The sequence below is a fragment of the Pseudomonas cyclaminis genome, from assembly GCF_015163715.1.
Taxonomy (GTDB): domain Bacteria; phylum Pseudomonadota; class Gammaproteobacteria; order Pseudomonadales; family Pseudomonadaceae; genus Aquipseudomonas; species Aquipseudomonas cyclaminis.
Map to the genome: position 1 here is coordinate 1 of NZ_JADDUM010000089.1, position 19601 is coordinate 19601.

Annotated in this window: 20 protein-coding genes; 13 read left to right on the plus strand and 7 right to left on the minus strand. The window is 60.0% G+C overall.

Annotated features, from left to right (window positions below; all coding sequences use genetic code 11):
• Positions 1–139: 139 nt before the first annotated feature.
• Positions 140–1315 (minus strand): tetratricopeptide repeat protein, encoded by a 1176-nt coding sequence (locus IQK56_RS12500; RefSeq protein WP_193863932.1) that lies wholly within the window; start codon positions 1313–1315, stop codon positions 140–142.
• Between the two features lie 175 nt (positions 1316–1490).
• On the opposite strand from IQK56_RS12500, the gene IQK56_RS12505 reads away from it, so the two are divergent.
• Both IQK56_RS12505 and IQK56_RS12510 read left to right on the plus strand, forming a co-directional pair.
• Positions 1491–1661, plus strand: coding sequence for a YhfG family protein (locus IQK56_RS12505; protein WP_016979054.1), 171 nt, complete (start codon positions 1491–1493; stop codon positions 1659–1661).
• Positions 1661–2260 (plus strand): putative adenosine monophosphate-protein transferase Fic, encoded by a 600-nt coding sequence (locus tag IQK56_RS12510; RefSeq protein ID WP_193863933.1) that lies wholly within the window; start codon positions 1661–1663, stop codon positions 2258–2260. The genes IQK56_RS12505 and IQK56_RS12510 overlap by 1 nt, the downstream gene beginning before the upstream one ends.
• 113 nt (positions 2261–2373) lie before the next feature.
• Here the strand turns inward: IQK56_RS12510 and IQK56_RS12515 are convergent, their stop codons facing one another.
• Positions 2374–2841, minus strand: a complete 468-nt coding sequence (locus IQK56_RS12515; protein WP_193863934.1) for a hypothetical protein — start codon at positions 2839–2841, stop codon at positions 2374–2376.
• A gap of 52 nt (positions 2842–2893) precedes the next feature.
• Here IQK56_RS12515 and IQK56_RS12520 point away from each other — a divergent pair, with 52 nt between their 5' ends.
• A complete protein-coding gene (locus IQK56_RS12520; protein WP_027605145.1) occupies positions 2894–3250 on the plus strand; it encodes a DUF1493 family protein in 357 nt (118 codons plus the stop codon).
• A gap of 116 nt (positions 3251–3366) precedes the next feature.
• Here IQK56_RS12520 and IQK56_RS12525 read toward each other — a convergent pair whose 3' ends face one another.
• Both IQK56_RS12525 and hslO read right to left on the minus strand, forming a co-directional pair.
• Positions 3367–4908 (minus strand): phosphoenolpyruvate carboxykinase, encoded by a 1542-nt coding sequence (locus tag IQK56_RS12525; RefSeq protein ID WP_122308424.1) that lies wholly within the window; start codon positions 4906–4908, stop codon positions 3367–3369.
• 179 nt (positions 4909–5087) lie between these two features.
• Positions 5088–5990, minus strand: a complete 903-nt coding sequence (hslO, locus tag IQK56_RS12530; protein WP_193863935.1) for an Hsp33 family molecular chaperone HslO — start codon at positions 5988–5990, stop codon at positions 5088–5090.
• Positions 5991–6116: 126 nt separating this feature from the next.
• Here hslO and IQK56_RS12535 point away from each other — a divergent pair, with 126 nt between their 5' ends.
• The gene (locus tag IQK56_RS12535; RefSeq protein WP_150762190.1) at positions 6117–6920 is read left to right on the plus strand and encodes a phosphatase PAP2 family protein; all 804 of its coding nucleotides are present in this window, start codon (positions 6117–6119) and stop codon (positions 6918–6920) included.
• 57 nt (positions 6921–6977) lie between these two features.
• Here IQK56_RS12535 and IQK56_RS12540 read toward each other — a convergent pair whose 3' ends face one another.
• Positions 6978–7385, minus strand: coding sequence for an RNA-binding S4 domain-containing protein (locus IQK56_RS12540; protein ID WP_003236026.1), 408 nt, complete (start codon positions 7383–7385; stop codon positions 6978–6980).
• A gap of 116 nt (positions 7386–7501) precedes the next feature.
• On the opposite strand from IQK56_RS12540, the gene rimA reads away from it, so the two are divergent.
• From rimA to rimK, 3 genes are read left to right on the plus strand one after another with little or no spacing between them, the layout of a single operon-like run.
• Entirely contained in the window at positions 7502–8281 is a 780-nt protein-coding gene (gene rimA / locus IQK56_RS12545; RefSeq protein WP_122308427.1) for a S6 modification regulatory phosphodiesterase RimA, read from the plus strand.
• Between the two features lie 13 nt (positions 8282–8294).
• On the plus strand, positions 8295–8777 hold the full coding sequence (gene rimB / locus IQK56_RS12550) for a retropepsin-like aspartic endopeptidase RimB (protein WP_122308428.1): 483 nt from the start codon (positions 8295–8297) through the stop codon (positions 8775–8777).
• Positions 8774–9679 (plus strand): 30S ribosomal protein S6--L-glutamate ligase, encoded by a 906-nt coding sequence (gene rimK / locus IQK56_RS12555; protein WP_003171022.1) that lies wholly within the window; start codon positions 8774–8776, stop codon positions 9677–9679. Before rimB ends, rimK begins: the two co-directional genes overlap by 4 nt.
• Before the next feature lie 76 nt (positions 9680–9755).
• On the opposite strand, the gene IQK56_RS12560 is transcribed toward rimK, so the two are convergent.
• On the minus strand, positions 9756–11069 hold the full coding sequence (locus tag IQK56_RS12560) for an ATP-binding protein (protein WP_193863936.1): 1314 nt from the start codon (positions 11067–11069) through the stop codon (positions 9756–9758).
• A gap of 116 nt (positions 11070–11185) precedes the next feature.
• Positions 11186–11926, minus strand: a complete 741-nt coding sequence (ompR, locus tag IQK56_RS12565) for an osmolarity response regulator transcription factor OmpR (RefSeq protein ID WP_003213175.1) — start codon at positions 11924–11926, stop codon at positions 11186–11188.
• Positions 11927–12283: 357 nt separating this feature from the next.
• Here ompR and IQK56_RS12570 point away from each other — a divergent pair, with 357 nt between their 5' ends.
• From IQK56_RS12570 to tauC, 6 genes are all read left to right on the plus strand, one after another.
• On the plus strand, positions 12284–14620 hold the full coding sequence (locus IQK56_RS12570; protein WP_150676254.1) for a Tex family protein: 2337 nt from the start codon (positions 12284–12286) through the stop codon (positions 14618–14620).
• Positions 14620–15003, plus strand: a complete 384-nt coding sequence (locus IQK56_RS12575) for a PaaI family thioesterase (RefSeq protein ID WP_099584401.1) — start codon at positions 14620–14622, stop codon at positions 15001–15003. Before IQK56_RS12570 ends, IQK56_RS12575 begins: the two co-directional genes overlap by 1 nt.
• Before the next feature lie 214 nt (positions 15004–15217).
• A complete protein-coding gene (gene gshA, locus IQK56_RS12580; RefSeq protein ID WP_122305841.1) occupies positions 15218–16801 on the plus strand; it encodes a glutamate--cysteine ligase in 1584 nt (527 codons plus the stop codon).
• A gap of 190 nt (positions 16802–16991) precedes the next feature.
• Positions 16992–17969: a taurine ABC transporter substrate-binding protein gene (tauA, locus tag IQK56_RS12585; RefSeq protein ID WP_193864132.1), complete on the plus strand. Its 978-nt coding sequence runs from the start codon at positions 16992–16994 to the stop codon at positions 17967–17969.
• Between the two features lie 18 nt (positions 17970–17987).
• Positions 17988–18767, plus strand: coding sequence for a taurine ABC transporter ATP-binding subunit (gene tauB, locus IQK56_RS12590; RefSeq protein ID WP_193864133.1), 780 nt, complete (start codon positions 17988–17990; stop codon positions 18765–18767).
• The gene (tauC, locus tag IQK56_RS12595; protein ID WP_122305838.1) at positions 18764–19600 is read left to right on the plus strand and encodes a taurine ABC transporter permease TauC; all 837 of its coding nucleotides are present in this window, start codon (positions 18764–18766) and stop codon (positions 19598–19600) included. Before tauB ends, tauC begins: the two co-directional genes overlap by 4 nt.
• The last annotated feature ends 1 nt before the right edge of the window (position 19601 follow it).

Genomic DNA, 19601 nt, shown 5'->3' on the forward strand with positions numbered 1-19601 from the left:
TTGTAGGAACAACGCTACACAAATGTGGGAGGGGGGCTTGCCCCCGATTGCAGTGGGGTCAGCGACAAATAAGCTGGCTGACCCACCGCTATCGGGGGCAAGCCCCCTCCCATATTTTTAGCACGGCACTACAGTGAAATCAGCGATTGCGTACCCGCTCAATCGCCGTGTCATACACCGGATTGGCCTTTTGCTCCTTGGCCAACTGGTAGTGACGCAACGCATCCGGGAACTGGCCCGCCGCTTCGTAGATCCGCGCAATGTTGTAGTAGGCGCCGGCACGTACCGTCGCAGCATTCGCACCGGTTGCCAGGGCGATAGCCTTGCGGTTGGCCCAGATCGACTCGGCCGTGTTACCGGCTTTCTGATAGGCCAGGCCGAGGTTGCCATAGGCCTTGCCGAAGCTATTGTCCAACTCGATGGCCTGACGGAACAGGTCGATGGCCTGGTCGAGATTACCCGCTTGGTAGGCTGCTTCGCCTTGCAGGTTCAGACGCTTCGCATCAGTTTGTACGGAAGAGCTGACGGTAACCGCCGTCACTGCAACGCTGTCATCGAGCAGCGGTTTGACCTCATTGAGTACATTCGCAGCATTCACGGTGACGCCGCTGAAAGTGTTGATGTCCTGGAAGTCGCCGCTGCCGGTCATGCGGAATACGGTCCACAGGTTGCCGCTGCGGTTTTTAGGCACGTAGTAAGTGCGCACCAACGACTGGCCCATGTACACAAACACTTTGGCTTCGCTGTTGGATAGCTGGCGCGAACCCGGATTGCCACCGTTGCTGTAGTCATGCACGGCGTAAACATAGCTTTCGCCGTAGTGTTTTTTCTGCAGGGTGATGGTTTCCGGGCCGTAGCTGTCGGTGTCATCCACGTCCAGTTCGGCGTCGGTGCCTTTCTGGTTCTCGAAGTAGATGTTGTTGCCGGGGAAGATCATGTGGGAATCGAGATCTGCCGGTGTCTGGCCCCAGGTCAACACGACGCGCAGGCCGTCGAGGTTGTCCATCACCGGGCTGATGGCGTAGGTCATGCCCTTGCACGGGCACTTCACCACCAGGTTGGAATAGCCGGGCTTCTTGATGATCAGCAGGTTGCTGGCATCGTCGGCAGCTTCGCTAGTCAGGGTCACCTGGCCCTGGCCGTTGGTGCGCCCCACCACATTCTGCGCGCCGTTGCGTTGCAGCAGCACTTCGGCGTCGGCGATTTTCTGGTCCTTGACCACGGCGCTGAGTACTTCAATCGGCAACTGCTCGGCCTGGACAGCAAAAGCCACCGCACACAATGACATCGCCGAAGCGATACGAAGCAAACCCATGCTTAACTCCCTTTAAGTAGCGGGCGGAATCGCCCTACAAGATTTTGCGGTGAAACATACGCTGAATTCAGCCGACTGGCGGAGTTTTTATACAAAATGTGACGTGGTTTTTATCCCGCCTACCCGCCGAAGCATTGCGCTACAATCAAGCCTTGCTACCCAGGAGTACGCTGCGATGAGCGAACCGACGTTTGAGCAAAAGCAGGATCATTACCACAAGATCCGCCGTTCCAATTACCTGGCCAGCCTGCGCCTGGAAGGGTTCGACACCCAACCGGCCGACGTCGACAAACCCCTGCCGACCCGCGAAGCCGTCCTTGCCAAGTACCGCAACACCCCACGCTGATGCTCGACAAATACGGGGTGGGCCAGGATCCGTACTGCTACCCCGGTAGCTGCGTCCTGCGTAACCGCCTCGATTTGCTCGACGAAGCCCGCCTGCAGCAGGCCGAGCGTGAATTATCCGAAATCGCTGTAGCCAACCTGCCGCTCTTCCCACCGCCTTACGACCTCGACCGCCTGCAACACATCCACCGCACCCTGTTCGGCGATATCTACGACTGGGCCGGCGAGCTGCGCAGCGTCAACATCCAGAAAGGCGACACGCTGTTCTGCACCCCGGAACGCATCCCGCCTGAAGCCGCGAAGATCATCCGGCAGATGGCAGAGGCAAACTGGTTTGTCGGCGCAAGCCAGACCGAACTGGTGAGCAAGGTCGCCGAGGCCTATGGCGACCTGAATGTCATCCACCCTTTCCGCGAGGGCAACGGCCGGGCGCAGCGGATTCTGTTTGAACAGATCATCGTGAACGCGGGGTTCTCAGTGAACTGGTGGTTGGTCAAGCACGCGGCATGGATACCGGCGAATATCGATGCGGTGGCGTGTGATTATCGGGGCCTGGAGGCGATTTTTGAGCGGTGTATCAGCAGGCCTGTCAGCATTTGACCGAACCGCGCCTCATACAATTGAACCGTTTCTTCTATCAAATCGCTGCCAAGCCATAAATACCGGAAACCGCCGTAGGAAACCGCCAAATACCGCGCAATCCTCTTCCCAAACTACTCCAAATACCCGCCCACGCCTCTATAGAAGTTACCCGCAGCCGAATGAAAATAGCGCCCTCTCAACTGTCCCGGCGAAAACCCGTGAATATAGAAAGGACTCAATACATCGGTCATTACGGCATCACCTTTACGGTGCTCCGCCTTATAGGGCTCGACGCTCAGATCAACGGAGGCATCGGTCCTCAACGATCGCTCTCGGCGATGGTCCGACAGTTCCTGGGTGGCTAATACAATGATCGAGTACATCCATTGGATCAGCCTGATCCTACTCTTGGCCCTTGCCGCCTTAGCCGACAAAACAATCAAGCGGCCCATATTCAGAACAGGTTTTGGACTCGTCCTTGTGGTAAGCGGTCCGACAATCTTATTCTGCGCCACCTCTTGGATAAGGGATTCACCGATAGAGAGCCTGCCGGTCATCGCTTTTGTAACAGGCATCATTTTGCTAACCAGCCAGAACAAGTACCGCTACCAACGCAATCGTCCCACCCACCCACTCCTGCGTGTCCCCACCATGAACCTCGCCCCCAACTTCCCCGAAGACCCCGTCATGCAGCAACTCCTGCAACTGCTGCACGAGGAAATCGGCCTGCCGAAACACAAGACCATCCGCCTGCAAACCTCACTCAACTTCGACTTGGGCTGTGACGGCAGTGAAGCCAAGCAACTGATGGAAGCGCTGGAGCAGGAATTCGCCCTCGACCTGGGCGACTACGACACTTACCGTTACTTCAACCCGCCGGTCTTTGATGTGTTCCTCAAGCGCCGGGGCAAGGGACATGGCGACAAGGTCCCGCTGACCATTGGCATGCTCTACCTGGCCATCAAGACCCACAGCTGGGACACGCAGACCCTGGAAAACCTGAGCTGAGCTAACGCCGACTCCAAACACACCGGAACTCAAATGTGGCTGGGTATATCGCCAACTGACCTTTCGCGCACAAAAAAGCCGCCCACAAGAGGCGGCTTTTTCACAACATGCGGATCTTACAACTTAGGACCCGCAGCCTTGATCGCATCGCTCACTTCAAACTTCTTGAAGTTCTCAACGAACAGACCGGCCAGCGCCTTGGCCGCTTCGTCGTAAGCAGCTTTGTCAGCCCAGGTGTTGCGTGGGTTCAACAGGCCGGTTTCAACGCCCGGTACGGCCAATGGCACGTCGAGGTTGATGGTGTCGAGGTGCTCGGTTTGCGCACCGATCAACGCGCCGCTCTGGATCGCTGCGATGACGCCGCGAGTGGTCGGGATGTTGAAACGCTTGCCAACGCCGTAGCCGCCGCCGGTCCAGCCGGTGTTGACCAGGTAGACCTTGGAGCCGAAGCCGCGGATGCGCTTGATCAGCAGCTCGGCGTATTCGCCGGCCGGGCGTGGGAAGAATGGCGCGCCGAAGCAGGTCGAGAAGGTCGACTTGATGCCGCTGCCCGAACCCATTTCAGTCGAACCCACCAGTGCGGTGTAGCCGGACAGGAAGTGGTAGGCCGCTTGTTCTTCGCTGAGGATCGACACGGGTGGCAGCACGCCGGTCAGGTCGCAGGTCAGGAAGATCACTGCGTTTGGCTCGCCGCCCAGGTTCTTCTCGGAACGCTTGGCAACGTGCTCCAGCGGGTAGGCGGCGCGGCTGTTCTGGGTCAGGCTCACGTCGGCGTAGTCGGCGTGCTTGGCGTCGTCGATCACGACGTTTTCCAATACTGCACCGTGCTTGATGGCTTTCCAGATCACCGGCTCGTTCTTCTCGGACAGGTCGATGCACTTGGCATAGCAACCGCCTTCGATGTTGAACACCACACCTTCGCCCCAACCGTGTTCGTCGTCACCGATCAGGTAACGGCTTTCGTCGGCCGACAGGGTGGTTTTACCGGTGCCGGACAGGCCGAAGAACAGGGTGACGTCGCCCGCTTCGCCAATGTTGGCGGCGCAGTGCATCGGCAGTACGTCGGAAGCCGGCAGCAGGAAGTTCTGCACCGAGAACATGGCTTTCTTCATTTCACCGGCGTAACGCATGCCAGCGATCAGCACTTTTTTCTGTGCGAAGTTGAGGATCACGCAGCCGTCGGAGTTGGTGCCGTCACGCTCTGGCACGCACTCGAAGTTGGCCACGTTGAGCACTTGCCATTCGTCACGGCCGGCCGGGTTGTACTGGGCCGGGTTGATGAACAGGCAACGACCGAACAGGTTCTGCCAGGCAGTCTGAGTGGTCATTTTCACGGCCAGGTAGTGGTCTTCGGCAGCCCCTACGTGAACGTGGGAAACGAAGTGCTCCTGCGCGTTGTTGAAAGCCTCGACGCGAGCCCACAGGGCATCGAACTTGTCGGCCGGGAACTTGCGGTTGATCGGGCCCCAGGCGATAGCGTCCTGGGTGGAAGGCTCTTCAACGATGAAACGGTCGACCGGCGAACGACCGGTGCGGTGACCGGTTTCTACGACCAGTGCGCCAGTATCGGCAAGCACGCCTTCACCGCGCTGCAGGGCTTCTTTGACCAGATCGTCAACACTCAGATCGGTGTATACGGCGTTATTGGCTTGCGTCATGAGGTTCCCCGTCGGCCTATGGCCGAGTGCTCCAAACGTTTTGTAGTAGAAAGTTGCGCACTACTACCGCGAAAAAAGTGGGCCGGATTATGCCAGAAAAGCCCAAAAAGAGTAGGGCCCTCCCGTCAGAACACCTCTAATCCGGCATTTGTCAGGTGATTTACCTGTGCTTAAACGTTTTAGTGGCGGGTGTCAGAAGGCGTGTCGATGCCCGCGCCAGCGAACAACTGGGTGACATCGGCTGCATCAAAGAGGTAGCGCTGATTGCAGAACTGGCAGTCGATTTCGATATTGCCGCCGTGTTCTACCACCAGGTTTTGCGCATCTTCCAGGCCCAGGCTGACCAAGGCGTTACCTGAGCGTTCCCGGGAGCAACTGCAATGGAAGCGCAGGCTTTGTGCGTCAAACAGGCGCACAGGGTCTTCGTGGTAGAGGCGATGCAGGATGGTTTCGTTGTCCAGGCCCAGCAGCTCTTCGGCTTTCAGGGTGTCGGCCAGGGCGATGGTGTGCCGCCAGCTTTCAGCGCGGTCATCGTCGTCCTTGATGCGGTCAGCCGGCAGTTGTTGCAGCAGCATGCCACGGGCGCGCTTGCCATCGGCGTTGAGCCAGAACTTGGTGCCGACTTGCTGGGACATCACGAAATAGTTGGTGAAGCATTCCGAGAGGGTTTTGCCGTCAAGGTCGACGATGCCCTGGTAGCGCTGGCCCACAGTCGGGTCGACGGTGAGCGCCAAAACGCCGTTCGGCATCAGGTCGGCCAAGGTCGCGTCCGCAGCGATCAGGCCGGCGTCGTAACGGGCCAGGCCACGGATGTCACGCTCGCTGGAGCACTCGATCATCAGCAGCGGGATCGGGCCTTCGGAGCGGGCTTGCAGGATCAGCAAACCGTCGAACTTCATGGTGCCCACCAGCAACGCCGCAGCGGCCATCAGCTCTCCGAGCAGTTGCGCGACCGGCTCCGGATAGGCGTGCTTGGCGAGGACTTCGGCATAGCTCAGTTCCAACGAAACCATCTCGCCGCGGGCGTCGCTCTCGTCGAAGATGAAACGTTGGGTGAAGTCGGTATCCGGTAGATCAGTCATAGGTCTGGGTATCTGAATTGATGACAAATTGATTACAAGGTTTATAAAATTAAACGCTTTAGCACCGTTTTGGTGCGGCTTTCTCCTGGAAACAGAGAGCTTAAATAGAGCGAAGAGGAACAGTTTATGAACAATCCGGGTTTGTTCCAAGCCAAGTGGAACCTCCGGCGATGGGCTCTGTGCAATCTACTCGCTATCGCGTTGCTGTGTTTTTGGCTGTGGCCCACGGGCCAGATGCTCTGTGTGATTTTCGACGAGTGGCTGTTTCATCTGCTAAATGACCCGCTGGCAACCCACACAACCTGGCTGCACGTGTGGGCTGTGGCGAGTTTGCGACCCTTTGATGCGGTGGTCGGTGTGATCCTGCTGTCGCTGCTGATTCGCGGCGACTGGGTGTTCAAGGCAGTACAGGTGCGACAGGCACTGTTAGGTTTTGTCGGCATTTTGTTGCTGTTGTTGTTTATCCGCATGCTGTTTTCCAAATGGGCGGCGCAGATGGGCTGGCAGCACAGCAGCCCGTCGATGGTGATCGGCGGGGCAATTCAGATGAGTGACTATTTCCCTGGCCTGGAGAAGACCTGGGAGCTGAAGGACCGTTCGAGCCAGAGCTTCCCGGGGGATCATGCGTCGGTGTTGTTGATCTGGGGGATGTTCATGACGGTGTTTGCCCGGCGTATCAGCCAGAGGCTTGTGATCTGGGGGCTGGCGGTGTTGTTCATGATGCCGCGCCTGGTAGCGGGGGCGCATTGGGGGCAGGACGATTACATCGGCGGTGTGTTGCTGGCGCTGCTAGCGTTGGGCTGGGGTTATTACACGCCGTTTGCGGCAGTGGTGTCGGGAATGCTGATGCGGGTAACGACGCCGGTGTTTGCGCTGATGGCCAAATGGCCATTGATCGGGCGATTGAGTGTCCTGCGCGCAACCCCCTAGCACCACAGGCTACGTGTGGGAGCGCTATCTCCCACACTGGATCTGCTTTTTGCGCAGTTAGTCGTCATTGCCACTGCCGCGAAACTTGAACAGATCGCGACGCTGCTTCTTGCTCGGCTTGCCATCCGTGGTCAGGCCTGAAGCACCTGCCTTACGCATCGCCGCTGCATTTTCGCGCTTGGCGATGCTGGCTTCAGTCTCGGCGTAAAGAGCCTGAGCCTCAGGCGCGCCACGGCGCACGATGGAAAGTGCCTGGACCACGATGGTTTTTTCATCAAAACCGGTACGAATCTGGAACTCATCGCCGACACGCGGCTCCTTGCCCGGCTTGCAGCGCTCGCCGCGATGGTGCACCTTGCCGCTCTCGATGGCGGCCTTGGCCAGGGCACGGGTTTTATAGAAACGCGCTGCCCACAGCCACTTGTCCAGACGGACCTTTTCTTCCTCTTCCTGCTTTTGAGCCACTTGAATTCCTCGCTCTGAAAAATGTCGCAACTTTACCGTTGAAACCCTTCGACGCATAAACCCCAAGGCTCGCCTAAGATACGCCAGGTAGCACCCTGTTTTCGCGAGGATACGCCGTGACCGACTTTCCCACTTCACTCACCTCGCCTGACCAGCGTTGCGTAGGCTGCCAGCAAAACGAACCTTTGGGTTTCGATTTTGCTTTCGCCTACCAGCCTATCGTAGACCTTCGGGACCATTCGATTTTTGCCCACGAAGCCTTGGTGCGCGGTACACAAGGCGAAGGGGCGTTGTCGGTGCTGGACCAAGTCAACGAAAGCAACCGCTACCGCTTCGACCAGCGCTGCCGCACCCAGGCGATTGCCGGTGCTGCCGCCCTGGGGATGCAAACCCACCTATCCATCAACTTCATGCCCAACGCCGTGTACCGTCCGGAGTTGTGCATCCGCAGCACCCTGCAGGCGGCTCGCGCGCACAATTTCCCGCTGGACCAACTGATTTTCGAGACCCTGGAAAGCGAGCATGTAGATAACTATCGCCATTTGACGAATATTCTGCGTGAATACCGCGAGTTCGGCTTCAAGACCGCCATCGACGACTTCGGCGCGGGCTATTCGGGGCTGAATCTGCTGGCTGATTTCCAACCTGACTTGATCAAACTCGACATGGCGCTAATCCGCGATGTCGACCAGGATCGTGTCCGTCAGGTGATCGTCCAGGGGATTGTCACAATCTGTGAGCAGTTGAACGTTACTGTCATCGCCGAAGGCATCGAAAGTGCCGGCGAACGCGACTTTCTGTCTGACTGTGGAATATTTCTGATGCAAGGCTATTGGTTCGCCAAGCCTGCATTCAAAGCCCTGGCCGAGGTTTCACCGAAAGCCTGGGCGAATTGATCGGTTACCCATTTTGAAAACATTTGACCATTTGACCGTTGTGGGTCTGCGTGAGTGGGTGGCACTTCCCGACTTGGGAGTGGCAGGCCTGCGCGCGAAGATCGATACCGGTGCCAGCACCTCAAGCCTGCACGCCACCGATATCGAGCCCTTTGAGCGCGACGGTGAGCAGTGGGTGCGCTTTACCGCACACCTCGGCAGCGTTGTGCAACTGCGCCACCGCCGCTGCGAAGCACCGCTGGTGACAATGAAAACCATCAAGAGCTCCAACGGCCATGCGCAGGTGCGCTATGTGATCAGCACCACCCTGGCGCTGGGTGATCGGGTATGGCGGGTGGAGTTCACCCTGGCCTGCCGCAAGGCCATGCGTTACCGCTTGCTGCTGGGTTCCAAGGCGCTGATTGACGGTCAATTGGTCGTCAACCCAGGCATCAAGTACGTTCAAGACAAGCCGGTGTTCCCGGTCTCTACTATTCCTGCCCCAGGTGCTGCATGAAGATTGCTGTGCTGTCGCGAAACCCGCGTCTGTATTCCACCCGCCGCCTGGTTGAGGCGGGCACCGAACGTGGCCACGAAATGGTGGTGATCGACACGTTGCGTGCCTACATGAACATCGCCAGCCACAAGCCGCAGATCCATTACCGCGGCAAACCGCTGGAAGGCTTTGATGCCGTCATTCCGCGTATCGGTGCTTCGGTGACGTTCTATGGCTGCGCGGTGTTGCGCCAGTTCGAAATGATGGGGGTGTTCCCCTTGAACGAATCCGTGGCCATTGCGCGCTCGCGAGACAAACTGCGTTCGCTGCAACTGCTGTCGCGCCGGGGCATCGGCCTGCCGGTCACCGGCTTTGCCCACTCCCCCGATGACATCCCGGACCTGATCGAGATGGTCAACGGTGCGCCGCTGGTGATCAAGGTGCTGGAAGGCACCCAGGGCATCGGCGTGGTGTTATGTGAAACCGCAACGGCAGCCGAATCGGTGATCGAGGCGTTCATGGGCCTCAAGCAGAACATCATGGTGCAGGAATACATCAAGGAAGCCGGCGGTGCGGATATCCGCTGCTTCGTGGTGGGTGACAAGGTCATTGCGGCGATGAAGCGCCAGGCCAAGCCTGGAGAGTTTCGCTCCAACCTGCACCGTGGCGGCAGTGCCAGCCTTATCAAGATCACCCCAGAAGAGCGCATGACTGCATTGCGGGCAGCCAAGGTGATGGGCTTGGCCGTGGCGGGTGTGGATATCCTGCGGTCGAACCATGGGCCGCTGGTGATGGAGGTGAACTCGTCGCCCGGGCTGGAAGGGATCGAGACCACCACCGGCAAGGATGTGGCCGGAATCATCATTCAGCACCTGGAGAAGAATGGTGGGCCGAATATGACCAGGACCAAGGGCAAGGGCTGATAAAGCCCATCTCTGGCACCCTGAAAACCAAATGTGGGAGCAAGCCCGCTCCCACATTTTTTATCTCTGTTGCGGGTTAGACCGCGTCCCTGGGTAGCATCAAACCAAGCGGCAAACGCACCCGCGCCTCAAGGCCGCCGCCTTCGCGGTTACGCAACTCAACATTGCCGCCATGCATCGAGGCAATCCGCCGCACAATCGCCAACCCCAGCCCCGTACCCTTGCCTCCACGGGCGCGGTCCCCACGGGTAAACGGGTTGAAAATGCCTTCCAGCTCCGCCGGATCGATCCCCGTTCCGCGGTCCATCACACTCAGCACCACATAGGGCGCGGCACTGTCGCCTGATACGTACGCAGCCACTTCCACATCCGAACCTGCGTGATGCAAGGCGTTGCCGATCAAGTTGTTCAGCAGACGCTTCATCGACACACGTCGCAACGCGAACGGCTGGATCGGCTCAAGGCGCATGCGCACCTGTTCGCCGCTCTGGTTATAGGGTGCGACCACTTCGCGCACCAGATCCGTCAAATCGACTTCCTCAACCACCTCGTCGCGGCCATCGCGGATAAACGCAAGGAACTGGTCGAGAATCGCATCCATGTCCTCAATGTCACGGACCATGTCGTCGGTCAGGTCGGTATGGTTGCCCATCAACTCCAGGGACAATCGCAATCGCGTCAGCGGCGTGCGCAGGTCGTGAGACACGCCGGCCAGCATCAACTCACGTTCGCGCCCGGCCTGTTCGACGTCCTCCGCCATCTGGTTGAACGCGCCGTACACTTCGGTCATTTCACTGGGCGTATCACTTACCGGCAGACGGACGCTGCGCCCCTGGCCCAATTGCCGGGCGGCAAACACCAGCCGTTTAAGGGGCTGGTTGAGCTGGCGCACGAAAATCCACGCGGATGCCGTTGAAAGCAACCCGATCGCCAGGAACCAGCCCAGCACGTTCCAGATCTTCTGCCCCCGCAACGGATGGGGGTACAGCGGCACTTTCAGCCAGTCTTCACCCAGGCTCGGCGCACGCACCCACAAAGCGGGAGACACATGCATGCGCAGACGAACCTCGGTGTCTTCACCCAGTTCGGCCTGCATTTGACGCTGGTAAATCTCGCTATAGGGCCAATGCTGCTCGCCTTCGGGCACACCGGCGCCCGCCACGCGCACCAACGTGGCAGCCTTGGCGATCTTCTCGCGGTTCTCGGGATCAGCGGCCCAATAGGCGCGCAGCGTCAGGGCGACACCGTGGCTGTACTGTCGATCCACCAGCACATCTTCGTTCATCAACAGATAAACCAGCGTAAGTGCCTTGGAAAACAGAACGACGATCAGCACCAGCCAAAGGGTGCGGGAAAAGAAACTTTGTGGGAACCACAGCGGGGTTTTCATAGATGACAGCTGGACACCTTGCAGGAACGAACGGCGCTCGCAGAATTGCAGACGCCGGGCATCCCGTCGACCCTCACAGAGTCAAACGCCAGAATGCCCGCCGTGCAAATCGTCGGTCACTTGGTGGCGGTGCCATCCGGCACAAACACATAACCCACACCCCAGACCGTCTGGATGTACCGTGGTTTGGACGGGTCCGGCTCGATCATCCGGCGCAGACGGGAAATCTGCACGTCGATGGAGCGCTCCAGGGCGTCCCATTCGCGACCACGGGCCAGGTTCATCAGCTTGTCGCGGGTCAGCGGCTGGCGTGCGTTCATCACCAGGGCCTTGAGCACTGCGAATTCGCCGGTGGTGAGCATGTGCACTTCGTCGCCACGCTTGAGCTCGCGGGTGGCCAGCGACAGTTCGTAGTCGCCGAAGGTAACGCTTTCATCTTCACTGCCCGGCGCGCCCGGCACCGGCGCTGCCTGACGGCGCAATACGGCCTTGACCCGCGCCATCAACTCATCCGGGTTGAAGGGCTTGGCCAGGTAGTCATCGGCGCCCAGTTCAAGGCCCTTGATGCGGCTCAGCTCATCGCCCTTGGCAGTGAGCATGATGATTGGAATCTGATTGTTCGCGCCGCGCAGGCGCTTGCAAGCTGTCAGACCGTCTTCGCCAGGCAGCATCAGGTCGAGTACGACCAGATTGAAGACTTCGCGCCCCAGCAGGCGATCCATCTGCTCGGTGTTTGGCACCGCGCGGGCACGGTAGCCCTTGGAATTGAAGAATCGCTCCAGCAGGCTGCTCAGCCCTGGATCGTCATCAACGATGAGAATTTTTTCGCCTTCAGCAGTTTGTGCAGTGCTGCTCATTGGATGCTCCTCTTATCTCGGCGCGCATTATGGCCTAGCTGCCGTTATACGCACCGTGTGCATTGTTAGCAGATTTTTCCTCGACTGCCAGCAAACCCGCGCCGTACAACCATTGGCGCAGTAGCCCTCAAGGACAGAACGCTGGTTATAATGCGGCGCCTCCGTGCAGGGCAATGTCAGATCGTTACCGTTTACTGCCGGGGCTTTTTTTACCCGCTTGTGGTGATTTTTTCGATTTCGAGGGTCAATAGGCAGCCTCTTGACCCAGGCAGCGGCGCCCGTCAGGCCGCTCAACCAGCCGCGCAAGGCCTTGTTTTCCGGGCCTGCGAGCTGCTTCTAAGAATTTCAGGTGGATTTATGGACAGCATCAACAGCCGCATCGCCGAAGAACTCGGTGTACGCCCCCAACAGGTCGAAGCGGCCGTCGCTCTACTGGATGAAGGCTCCACGGTGCCCTTCATCGCCCGTTACCGAAAAGAAGTGACCGGCAGCCTCGACGACATCCAACTGCGTCACCTGGAAGAGCGCCTGCGCTACCTGCGAGAACTCGACGAACGGCGTATCAGTATCCTCGCCAGCATCGAGGAACAGGGCAAGCTGACCCCACAGCTTGAGCGCGACATCAAGCTCGCCGACACCAAGACCCGCCTTGAAGACCTCTACCTGCCCTACAAACAAAAGCGCCGCACCAAGGGCCAGATCGCCCTCGAAGCCGGCCTGGGCGAGCTGGCCGACGGCCTGTTCAACGACCCGTCGCTGACCCCGGACACCGAAGCTGCTCGCTTTATCGATGCCGAAAAAGGCGTCGCCGACGTCAAGGCCGCCCTCGAAGGCGCCAAGTACATCCTCATGGAGCGCTTCGCCGAAAACGCCGGCCTCCTGGAAAAACTGCGTACATACCTCAAGCAGGAAGCCATCCTCAGTGCTCGCGTCATCGCCGGCAAAGAGGAAGAAGGCGCCAAGTTCCGCGATTATTTCGAGCATGACGAACCGCTCAAAAGCATGCCGTCCCACCGTGCCCTGGCGATTTTCCGTGGCCGCAACGAGGGCATTCTCAGCTCCGCGCTCAAAGTCGGCGACGAGTTGCCGGGCAGCATGCACCCGTGCGAAGGCATGATCGGTCAACAATTCGGCATCCAGAATCAGAATCGTCCTGCGGATAAGTGGCTCGGTGAAGTGGTGCGCTGGACCTGGAAGGTCAAGCTCTACACCCACCTGGAAACCGACCTGCTCGGCGAACTGCGTGATGGCGCCGAAACCGAAGCCATCAACGTGTTCGCCCACAACCTGCACGACCTGCTGCTGGCCGCGCCGGCCGGCCCCCGCGCTACCCTGGGCCTTGACCCTGGCCTGCGCACCGGCTGCAAAGTGGCGGTGGTCGACTCCACCGGCAAGCTGCTGGACCACGCCACCGTGTACCCGCATGTGCCGCATAACAAGTGGGACCAGACCCTCGCGATCCTCGCCGCCCTGTGCGCCAAGCATTCGGTGGACCTGATCGCCATCGGCAACGGCACCGCCAGCCGTGAAACCGACAAGCTGGCCGCCGAACTGATCAAGAAATACCCAGCCATGAAGATGACCAAGGTCATGGTCTCGGAGGCGGGCGCTTCGGTGTACTCGGCGTCGGAACTGGCGTCCAAGGAATTCCCGGACCTCGACGTCTCGATCCGTGGCGCGGTGTCCATTGCCCGTCGCCTGCAGGATCCACTGGCCGAGCTGGTGAAAATCGACCCTAAATCCATCGGTGTCGGCCAGTACCAGCACGATGTGTCACAGCTGAAACTGGCGCGTGGCCTGGATGCGGTGGTGGAAGACTGCGTAAACAAGGTCGGCGTGGATGTAAACACTGCCTCGGTCGCGCTGCTGGCACGTATTTCCGGCCTGAACACCACCCTGGCGCAGAATATCGTCACTCACCGTGACGAGAACGGGGCGTTCAAAACCCGCGCCGCGCTGAAAAAGGTCGCACGCCTGGGTGAGAAAACCTTCGAACAAGCCGCTGGTTTCCTACGCGTAATGAACGGCGACAATCCGCTGGATTCGTCGGCCGTCCACCCGGAAGCCTACCCGCTGGTGCAACGCATTGCCGCCGAAACCGACCGCGACATCCGCTCGCTGATCGGCGACGCCGCGTTCCTCAAGCGCCTGGACCCCAAGAAGTACACTGACGAAACCTTCGGCGTACCGACCATCACCGACATTCTGCAAGAACTGGAAAAACCTGGCCGCGACCCCCGTCCAGAGTTCAAGACCGCAGAGTTCCAGGACGGCGTCGAAGACCTCAAGGACCTGCAACTGGGCATGATCCTCGAAGGTGTCGTCACCAACGTGACCAACTTCGGCGCATTTGTGGACATCGGCGTGCATCAGGACGGTTTGGTGCATATCTCCGCGCTTTCGGAGAAATTCATCAAGGACCCACGCGAAGCGGTGAAAGCCGGTGATGTGGTCAAGGTCAAGGTCATGGAAGTCGACATTCCACGCAAACGCGTCGGCCTGTCGATGCGCATGAGCGACACCCCCGGCGAGAAAATCGACGGTGCCCGTGGCGCACGCCCAGGCTCGGCACCGCGCCAGTCGCAGAACCGTTCCGAAAGCAGTCAACCGCGCAAGGAAACCGCGACTGCAGCGCCAAGCAACAACGCCATGGCCTCGCTCTTTGCCAACGCCAAGCAGTTGAAGAAACGCTGATGGAGATCCCGGCCGGTTTGACTCAGAGCGCGTTCAGCGAACTGATCGGCTGCCGCCTGCAACACCTTGAAGAAGGCGTTGCACAGGTGGCCCTGACCCTGGAGCCGCACTTGCGCAACCGTGCGGGCAAGCTCCATGGCGGGGCGATTTTCAGCCTGGTGGACATCACCATGGGCCTGGCCTGCTCCAGCAGCCATGGCTTTGACCAGCAGAGCGCGACCATCGAGTGCAAGATCAACTACATCCGCGCCGTGGAAGACGGGGATGTGCTGTGCACCGGCCGGGTGATTCACGCCGGCCGGCGCACATTGGTGGTCGAAGCCGATGTGTATCAGGACGAAAGACTTGTCGCAAAAGCACAGGGCACCTTCGCTGTCCTATAGCTCCTCACCCTCGATTTGAGTTAATTTCGGCGCTGCGATAACGGCGTCGGAATTTTCCTGCTGCGCTATGGCCCAATTCATGGAGTGAAGTAGGCTTTTTTAACGCGGGTCAAATCGACTCAAAACCAGGCGATCACGCCAGTTTTAACTTCACCCTTGTAGACCGTCCTGCCCACCCCCATATTGGGGCGACTGACGCGTGAAGGAATCCAACTTGAGCGAACTTCTCAACCGCCGCCTGGCTCTGCTCGGCAAGCGCGAACACCTCTCCCTGCTAGAGCAGTGCCTGCATGGCATCGAGCGTGAATGCCTACGTGTCACCGGTGAAGGTCGCCTGGCGCAAACGCCGCACCCGGAAGCCCTGGGCGCCGCGTTGACCAATGAATTGATCACCACCGACTACTCGGAATCGCTGCTGGAGTTCATCACCCCAGCCCTGCCCAACCCGGCCGACACCCTGAGCAGCCTGGACAAGATCCACCGATTTGCCTACACCAAGCTGGGCAGCGAATACCTGTGGAGCCCCTCGATGCCGTGCCCGTTGCCGGCCGAGGAAGATATTCCGATTGCCTACTACGGCACCTCCAATATCGGACAGCTCAAGTACGTGTACCGCAAGGGCCTGGCCCTGCGCTACGGCAAGACCATGCAGTGCATCGCCGGCATCCATTACAACTTTTCCCTGCCGGAACAGTTGTGGCCGTTGCTCAAGGAGACTGAAGGGTTCGTCGGCACCGACCGCGACTACCAGTCCACGGCCTATATCGCGCTGATCCGCAATTTCCGCCGTTACAGCTGGCTGCTGATGTACCTGTTCGGTGCCTCACCAGCCCTGGACGCGGGTTTCCTGCGCGGCCGCTCGCACCAGTTGGAAGTGCTCGACGCCGACACCCTATACCTGCCCTACGCCACCAGCCTGCGCATGAGCGACCTGGGTTACCAGAGCAACGCCCAGGCCGGGCTTACGCCGTGCTACAACGACTTGGCGAGCTACACCGACAGCCTGCGCGAAGCGGTGGCAACGCCCTACGCGCCATACGTCGAAATCGGTACGCACAAGGACGGTGAGTGGGTGCAGCTCAACACCAACATCTTGCAGATCGAAAACGAGTACTACTCCAACATCCGCCCCAAGCGCGTGACCTATACCGGCGAACGGCCGATCCAGGCGCTGGTGGCCCGGGGCATCCAGTACATCGAAGTGCGCTGCCTGGACATCAACCCGTTCCTGCCGATGGGCATCGACCTGCCGGAGTCGCGCTTCCTCGACGCATTCCTGCTGTACTGCGCGCTGAACGACAGCCCGTTGTTCGCCAACAATGCGTGCGGCAATGCCACCGCCAACTTCCTCAGCGTGGTCAAGGAAGGTCGCCGTCCAGGCCTGCAATTGCAGCGCGACGGCGCGCCGGTGGACATGAAGGAATGGGCCACCGAACTGCTGGAGAAGATTGCACCGCTGGCCGCCCTGCTCGATCAGAGCCACGGTATCAGCGAGCACAGCCAGGCGCTGGACGCCCAACTGGCGAAAATCAACGACCCGTCGTTGACGCCGTCGGCCCAGGTACTGGCAGCGATGGCCGAGCGCAAAGAGACTTTTGCGCAGTTCTCCCTGCACCAGAGCCGGCTGCATGCCGAGTATTTCCGCCAGGAGCCATTGGCTGCCGAGGAACAGACGCGGTTTGAAGAACTGGCGCGTAAATCGCTGGCGCAGCAAGCGGAGCTGGAGCAGAACGAAGTGGGCGATTTCGATGTGTTTGTCGGGTCGTACCAGGCGAGTATCCTGGCCATCAGCAACTGACTGAAGCCGAATCTGGCTCAACATGTGGGAGGGGGCTTGCCCCCTCCCACATTTGCCTTCACTTGACTGAAAACCCGCTGCAGCTGTTCCCCACATAAGCTAATTCGAAAATGTTATTTATTTTCGGATTCTTAGATCATTTAGTCTCCTCACACGCCGACCCTCGGCCGCCTGATTGAGGAGCTTCCCCTTGAAACTGCTTACCCCCCTGCGCCTCTTGGCCGCATTGTCACTGGCCGGTGCCAGCCTGTTTGCCCAGGCGGCGGATGTGACCATCGCTTACCAGACCACCGTAGACCCGGCCAAAGTCGCCCAGGCCGACGGCGCGTATGAAAAAGCCACCAACGCCAAGATCGACTGGCGCAAATTCGACAACGGCGCCGACATCATTGCCGCCATCGCTTCCGGCGACGTGCAGATCGGCTACCTCGGTTCCAGCCCGCTGACCGCAGCAATCACACGCAAAGTTCCGGTGGAAACCTTCCTCGTCGCCACCCAGATCGGCGGCGCCGAAGCCTTGGTGGCACGCAATGGTTCGGGGATCAGCAGCCCCCAGGACCTGATCGGCAAGAAAATCGCCGTGCCCTTCGTCTCCACCGGCCACTACAGCCTGCTGGCCGCGCTGAAGCACTGGAACATCGACCCATCCAAAGTGACCATCCTCAACCTTGCGCCGCCGGCAATCATCGCCGCATGGAAGCGCGGTGACATCGACGCCACCTACGTCTGGGACCCGGCGCTGGGCGTGGCCAAGGAAAACGGCAAGGTGCTGATCACCTCCGGCGAACTGGCCAAGTTCGGCGCGCCAACCTTCGATGCGTGGATCGTGCGTAAGGATTTTGCCGAGAAGCATCCGGAAATCGTCACGGCCTTCGCCAAAGTCACTCTGGATGCCTACTCCGCCTACCGCAAAGACCCACAAGCCTGGCTCGCCGACAAAGGCAACGTCGACAAACTGGTGAAGCTTTCCGGCGCGAAAGCCAGCGACATTCCGCTGCTGCTGCAAGGCAACGTCTACCCGCTGGCCGCGGACCAGGTGACCCTGCTCGGCGCACCGACCACTAAAGCCGTGACCGACACCGCTGCGTTCCTCAAGGAACAAGGCAAGGTCGACGCCGTGCTGCCGGACTACGCCCCTTACGTCAGCGCCAAGTTCATCACTAACTGATTCAAGGAGTTCATCGCGATGGCCTTGCTACAACTGGAGCGCATCAGCGCACAGTACCCAGGTGCCCCGGAACCGGTACTGGCGGATATTTCACTCGACCTGGGGCCCCAGCAATTGCTGGTGGCCCTCGGCCCGTCCGGCAGTGGCAAGACCTCGCTGTTGAACCTGATTGCCGGTTTTGTCGAACCTTGCGCCGGGCGTATCACCCTTGATGGCGTGCCGGTCAAAGGCCCCAGCGCCGAGCGTGGCGTGGTGTTCCAGGACGACGCGTTGCTGCCCTGGCAGGATGTGTTGGCCAATGTAGGCTTCGGTCTCGAACTGGCTGGCGTACCCAAGGCGCAACGGGAAGTGCGTGCCCGGGAAATGCTCGCGCTGGTGGACCTGGCGGGTTTCGACAGCCGCCGTATCTGGCAGCTCTCCGGCGGCCAGAAGCAACGTGTCGGCCTGGCGCGTGCCTTGGCGGCAGACCCACGTGTGTTGCTGATGGACGAACCCTTCGGCGCCCTCGATGCCTTCACCCGCGAACAGATGCAGGAGCTGTTGCTGCAAGTCTGGCGGCGCACGGCCAAGCCGGTGTTCCTGATTACCCATGACATCGAAGAAGCCGTGTTCCTCGCCACTGATCTGATCCTGCTGGCGCCCAACCCCGGCCAGATCGTCGAACGCCTGCACCTGGACTTTGGCCAACGCTACGCGGCCGGCGAATCGGCGCGGGCGATCAAGTCCGACCCGCGTTTTATCGAGACCCGCGAACACGTGCTGGGCAAAGTCTTCTCCCAACGGCAGGTGTCCGCATGAGCAGTTACGAACTTCCCGCCACCGCCGCCAAGCCGGTGACGCACGCGGTCATCCCGGTGCGCCGCAGCCTGAGTACACGCTGGATCAGCCTGCTGACACTGGCCGCGCTCGTGGCCATCTGGTGGGCCGTGACCGCCACCGGTTTGATCGAGCCGCTGTTCCTGCCACCGCCGTCCGCCGTGCTGCAAAAAGGCTGGCTGCTGGCAACCACGGGCTACATGGACTCGACCTTGTGGCAGCACCTGGGCGCAAGTCTCAGCCGTATCGGCCTGGGCCTGGGCTTTGCGGTGCTGACCGCCGTGCCGGTGGGGATTGCCATCGGCTCCAACCGCATCGCCCGTGGGATTCTCGACCCGCTGATCGAGTTTTACCGGCCGATTCCGCCTTTGGCCTACCTGCCATTGATCGTGATCTGGTGCGGCATCGGCGAGCTGTCCAAAGTGCTGCTGATTTACCTGGCGATCTTTGCGCCGATTGCCATCGCCACCGCGACGGGCGTGCGCACCGTCGACCCGGCCAAGCTGCGCGCTGCGCAGTCGTTGGGGGCTACCCGCGCCCAGTTGATCCGCCATGTGATCCTGCCCAGCGCCCTGCCCGATATCCTCACCGGCGTGCGCATCGGCCTGGGTGTGGGCTGGTCCACCTTGGTCGCTGCCGAGCTGATCGCCGCCACCAGCGGCCTGGGTTTTATGGTGCAGTCGGCCGCGCAGTTCCTGGTCACCGATGTGGTGGTGCTGGGGATTCTGGTCATTGCCCTGATCGCTTTCGCCATGGAAATGGGCCTGCGCGCCCTGCAGCGCAAACTGGTGCCTTGGCATGGCCAGGCACACTGAG

Coding starts and splice junctions, on each gene's coding strand:
- IQK56_RS12535 (WP_150762190.1), top strand. CDS start 6,117: ATGAACAATCCGGGTTTGTTCCAAGCCAAGTGGAACCTCCGGCGATGG.
- IQK56_RS12520 (WP_027605145.1), top strand. CDS start 2,894: ATGAACCTCGCCCCCAACTTCCCCGAAGACCCCGTCATGCAGCAACTC.
- IQK56_RS12505 (WP_016979054.1), top strand. CDS start 1,491: ATGAGCGAACCGACGTTTGAGCAAAAGCAGGATCATTACCACAAGATC.
- rimK (WP_003171022.1), top strand. CDS start 8,774: ATGAAGATTGCTGTGCTGTCGCGAAACCCGCGTCTGTATTCCACCCGC.
- ompR (WP_003213175.1), bottom strand. CDS start 11,926: ATGAGCAGCACTGCACAAACTGCTGAAGGCGAAAAAATTCTCATCGTT.
- IQK56_RS12510 (WP_193863933.1), top strand. CDS start 1,661: ATGCTCGACAAATACGGGGTGGGCCAGGATCCGTACTGCTACCCCGGT.
- IQK56_RS12500 (WP_193863932.1), bottom strand. CDS start 1,315: ATGGGTTTGCTTCGTATCGCTTCGGCGATGTCATTGTGTGCGGTGGCT.
- hslO (WP_193863935.1), bottom strand. CDS start 5,990: ATGACTGATCTACCGGATACCGACTTCACCCAACGTTTCATCTTCGAC.
- tauC (WP_122305838.1), top strand. CDS start 18,764: ATGAGCAGTTACGAACTTCCCGCCACCGCCGCCAAGCCGGTGACGCAC.
- IQK56_RS12575 (WP_099584401.1), top strand. CDS start 14,620: ATGGAGATCCCGGCCGGTTTGACTCAGAGCGCGTTCAGCGAACTGATC.
- IQK56_RS12525 (WP_122308424.1), bottom strand. CDS start 4,908: ATGACGCAAGCCAATAACGCCGTATACACCGATCTGAGTGTTGACGAT.
- tauB (WP_193864133.1), top strand. CDS start 17,988: ATGGCCTTGCTACAACTGGAGCGCATCAGCGCACAGTACCCAGGTGCC.
- IQK56_RS12570 (WP_150676254.1), top strand. CDS start 12,284: ATGGACAGCATCAACAGCCGCATCGCCGAAGAACTCGGTGTACGCCCC.
- IQK56_RS12560 (WP_193863936.1), bottom strand. CDS start 11,069: ATGAAAACCCCGCTGTGGTTCCCACAAAGTTTCTTTTCCCGCACCCTT.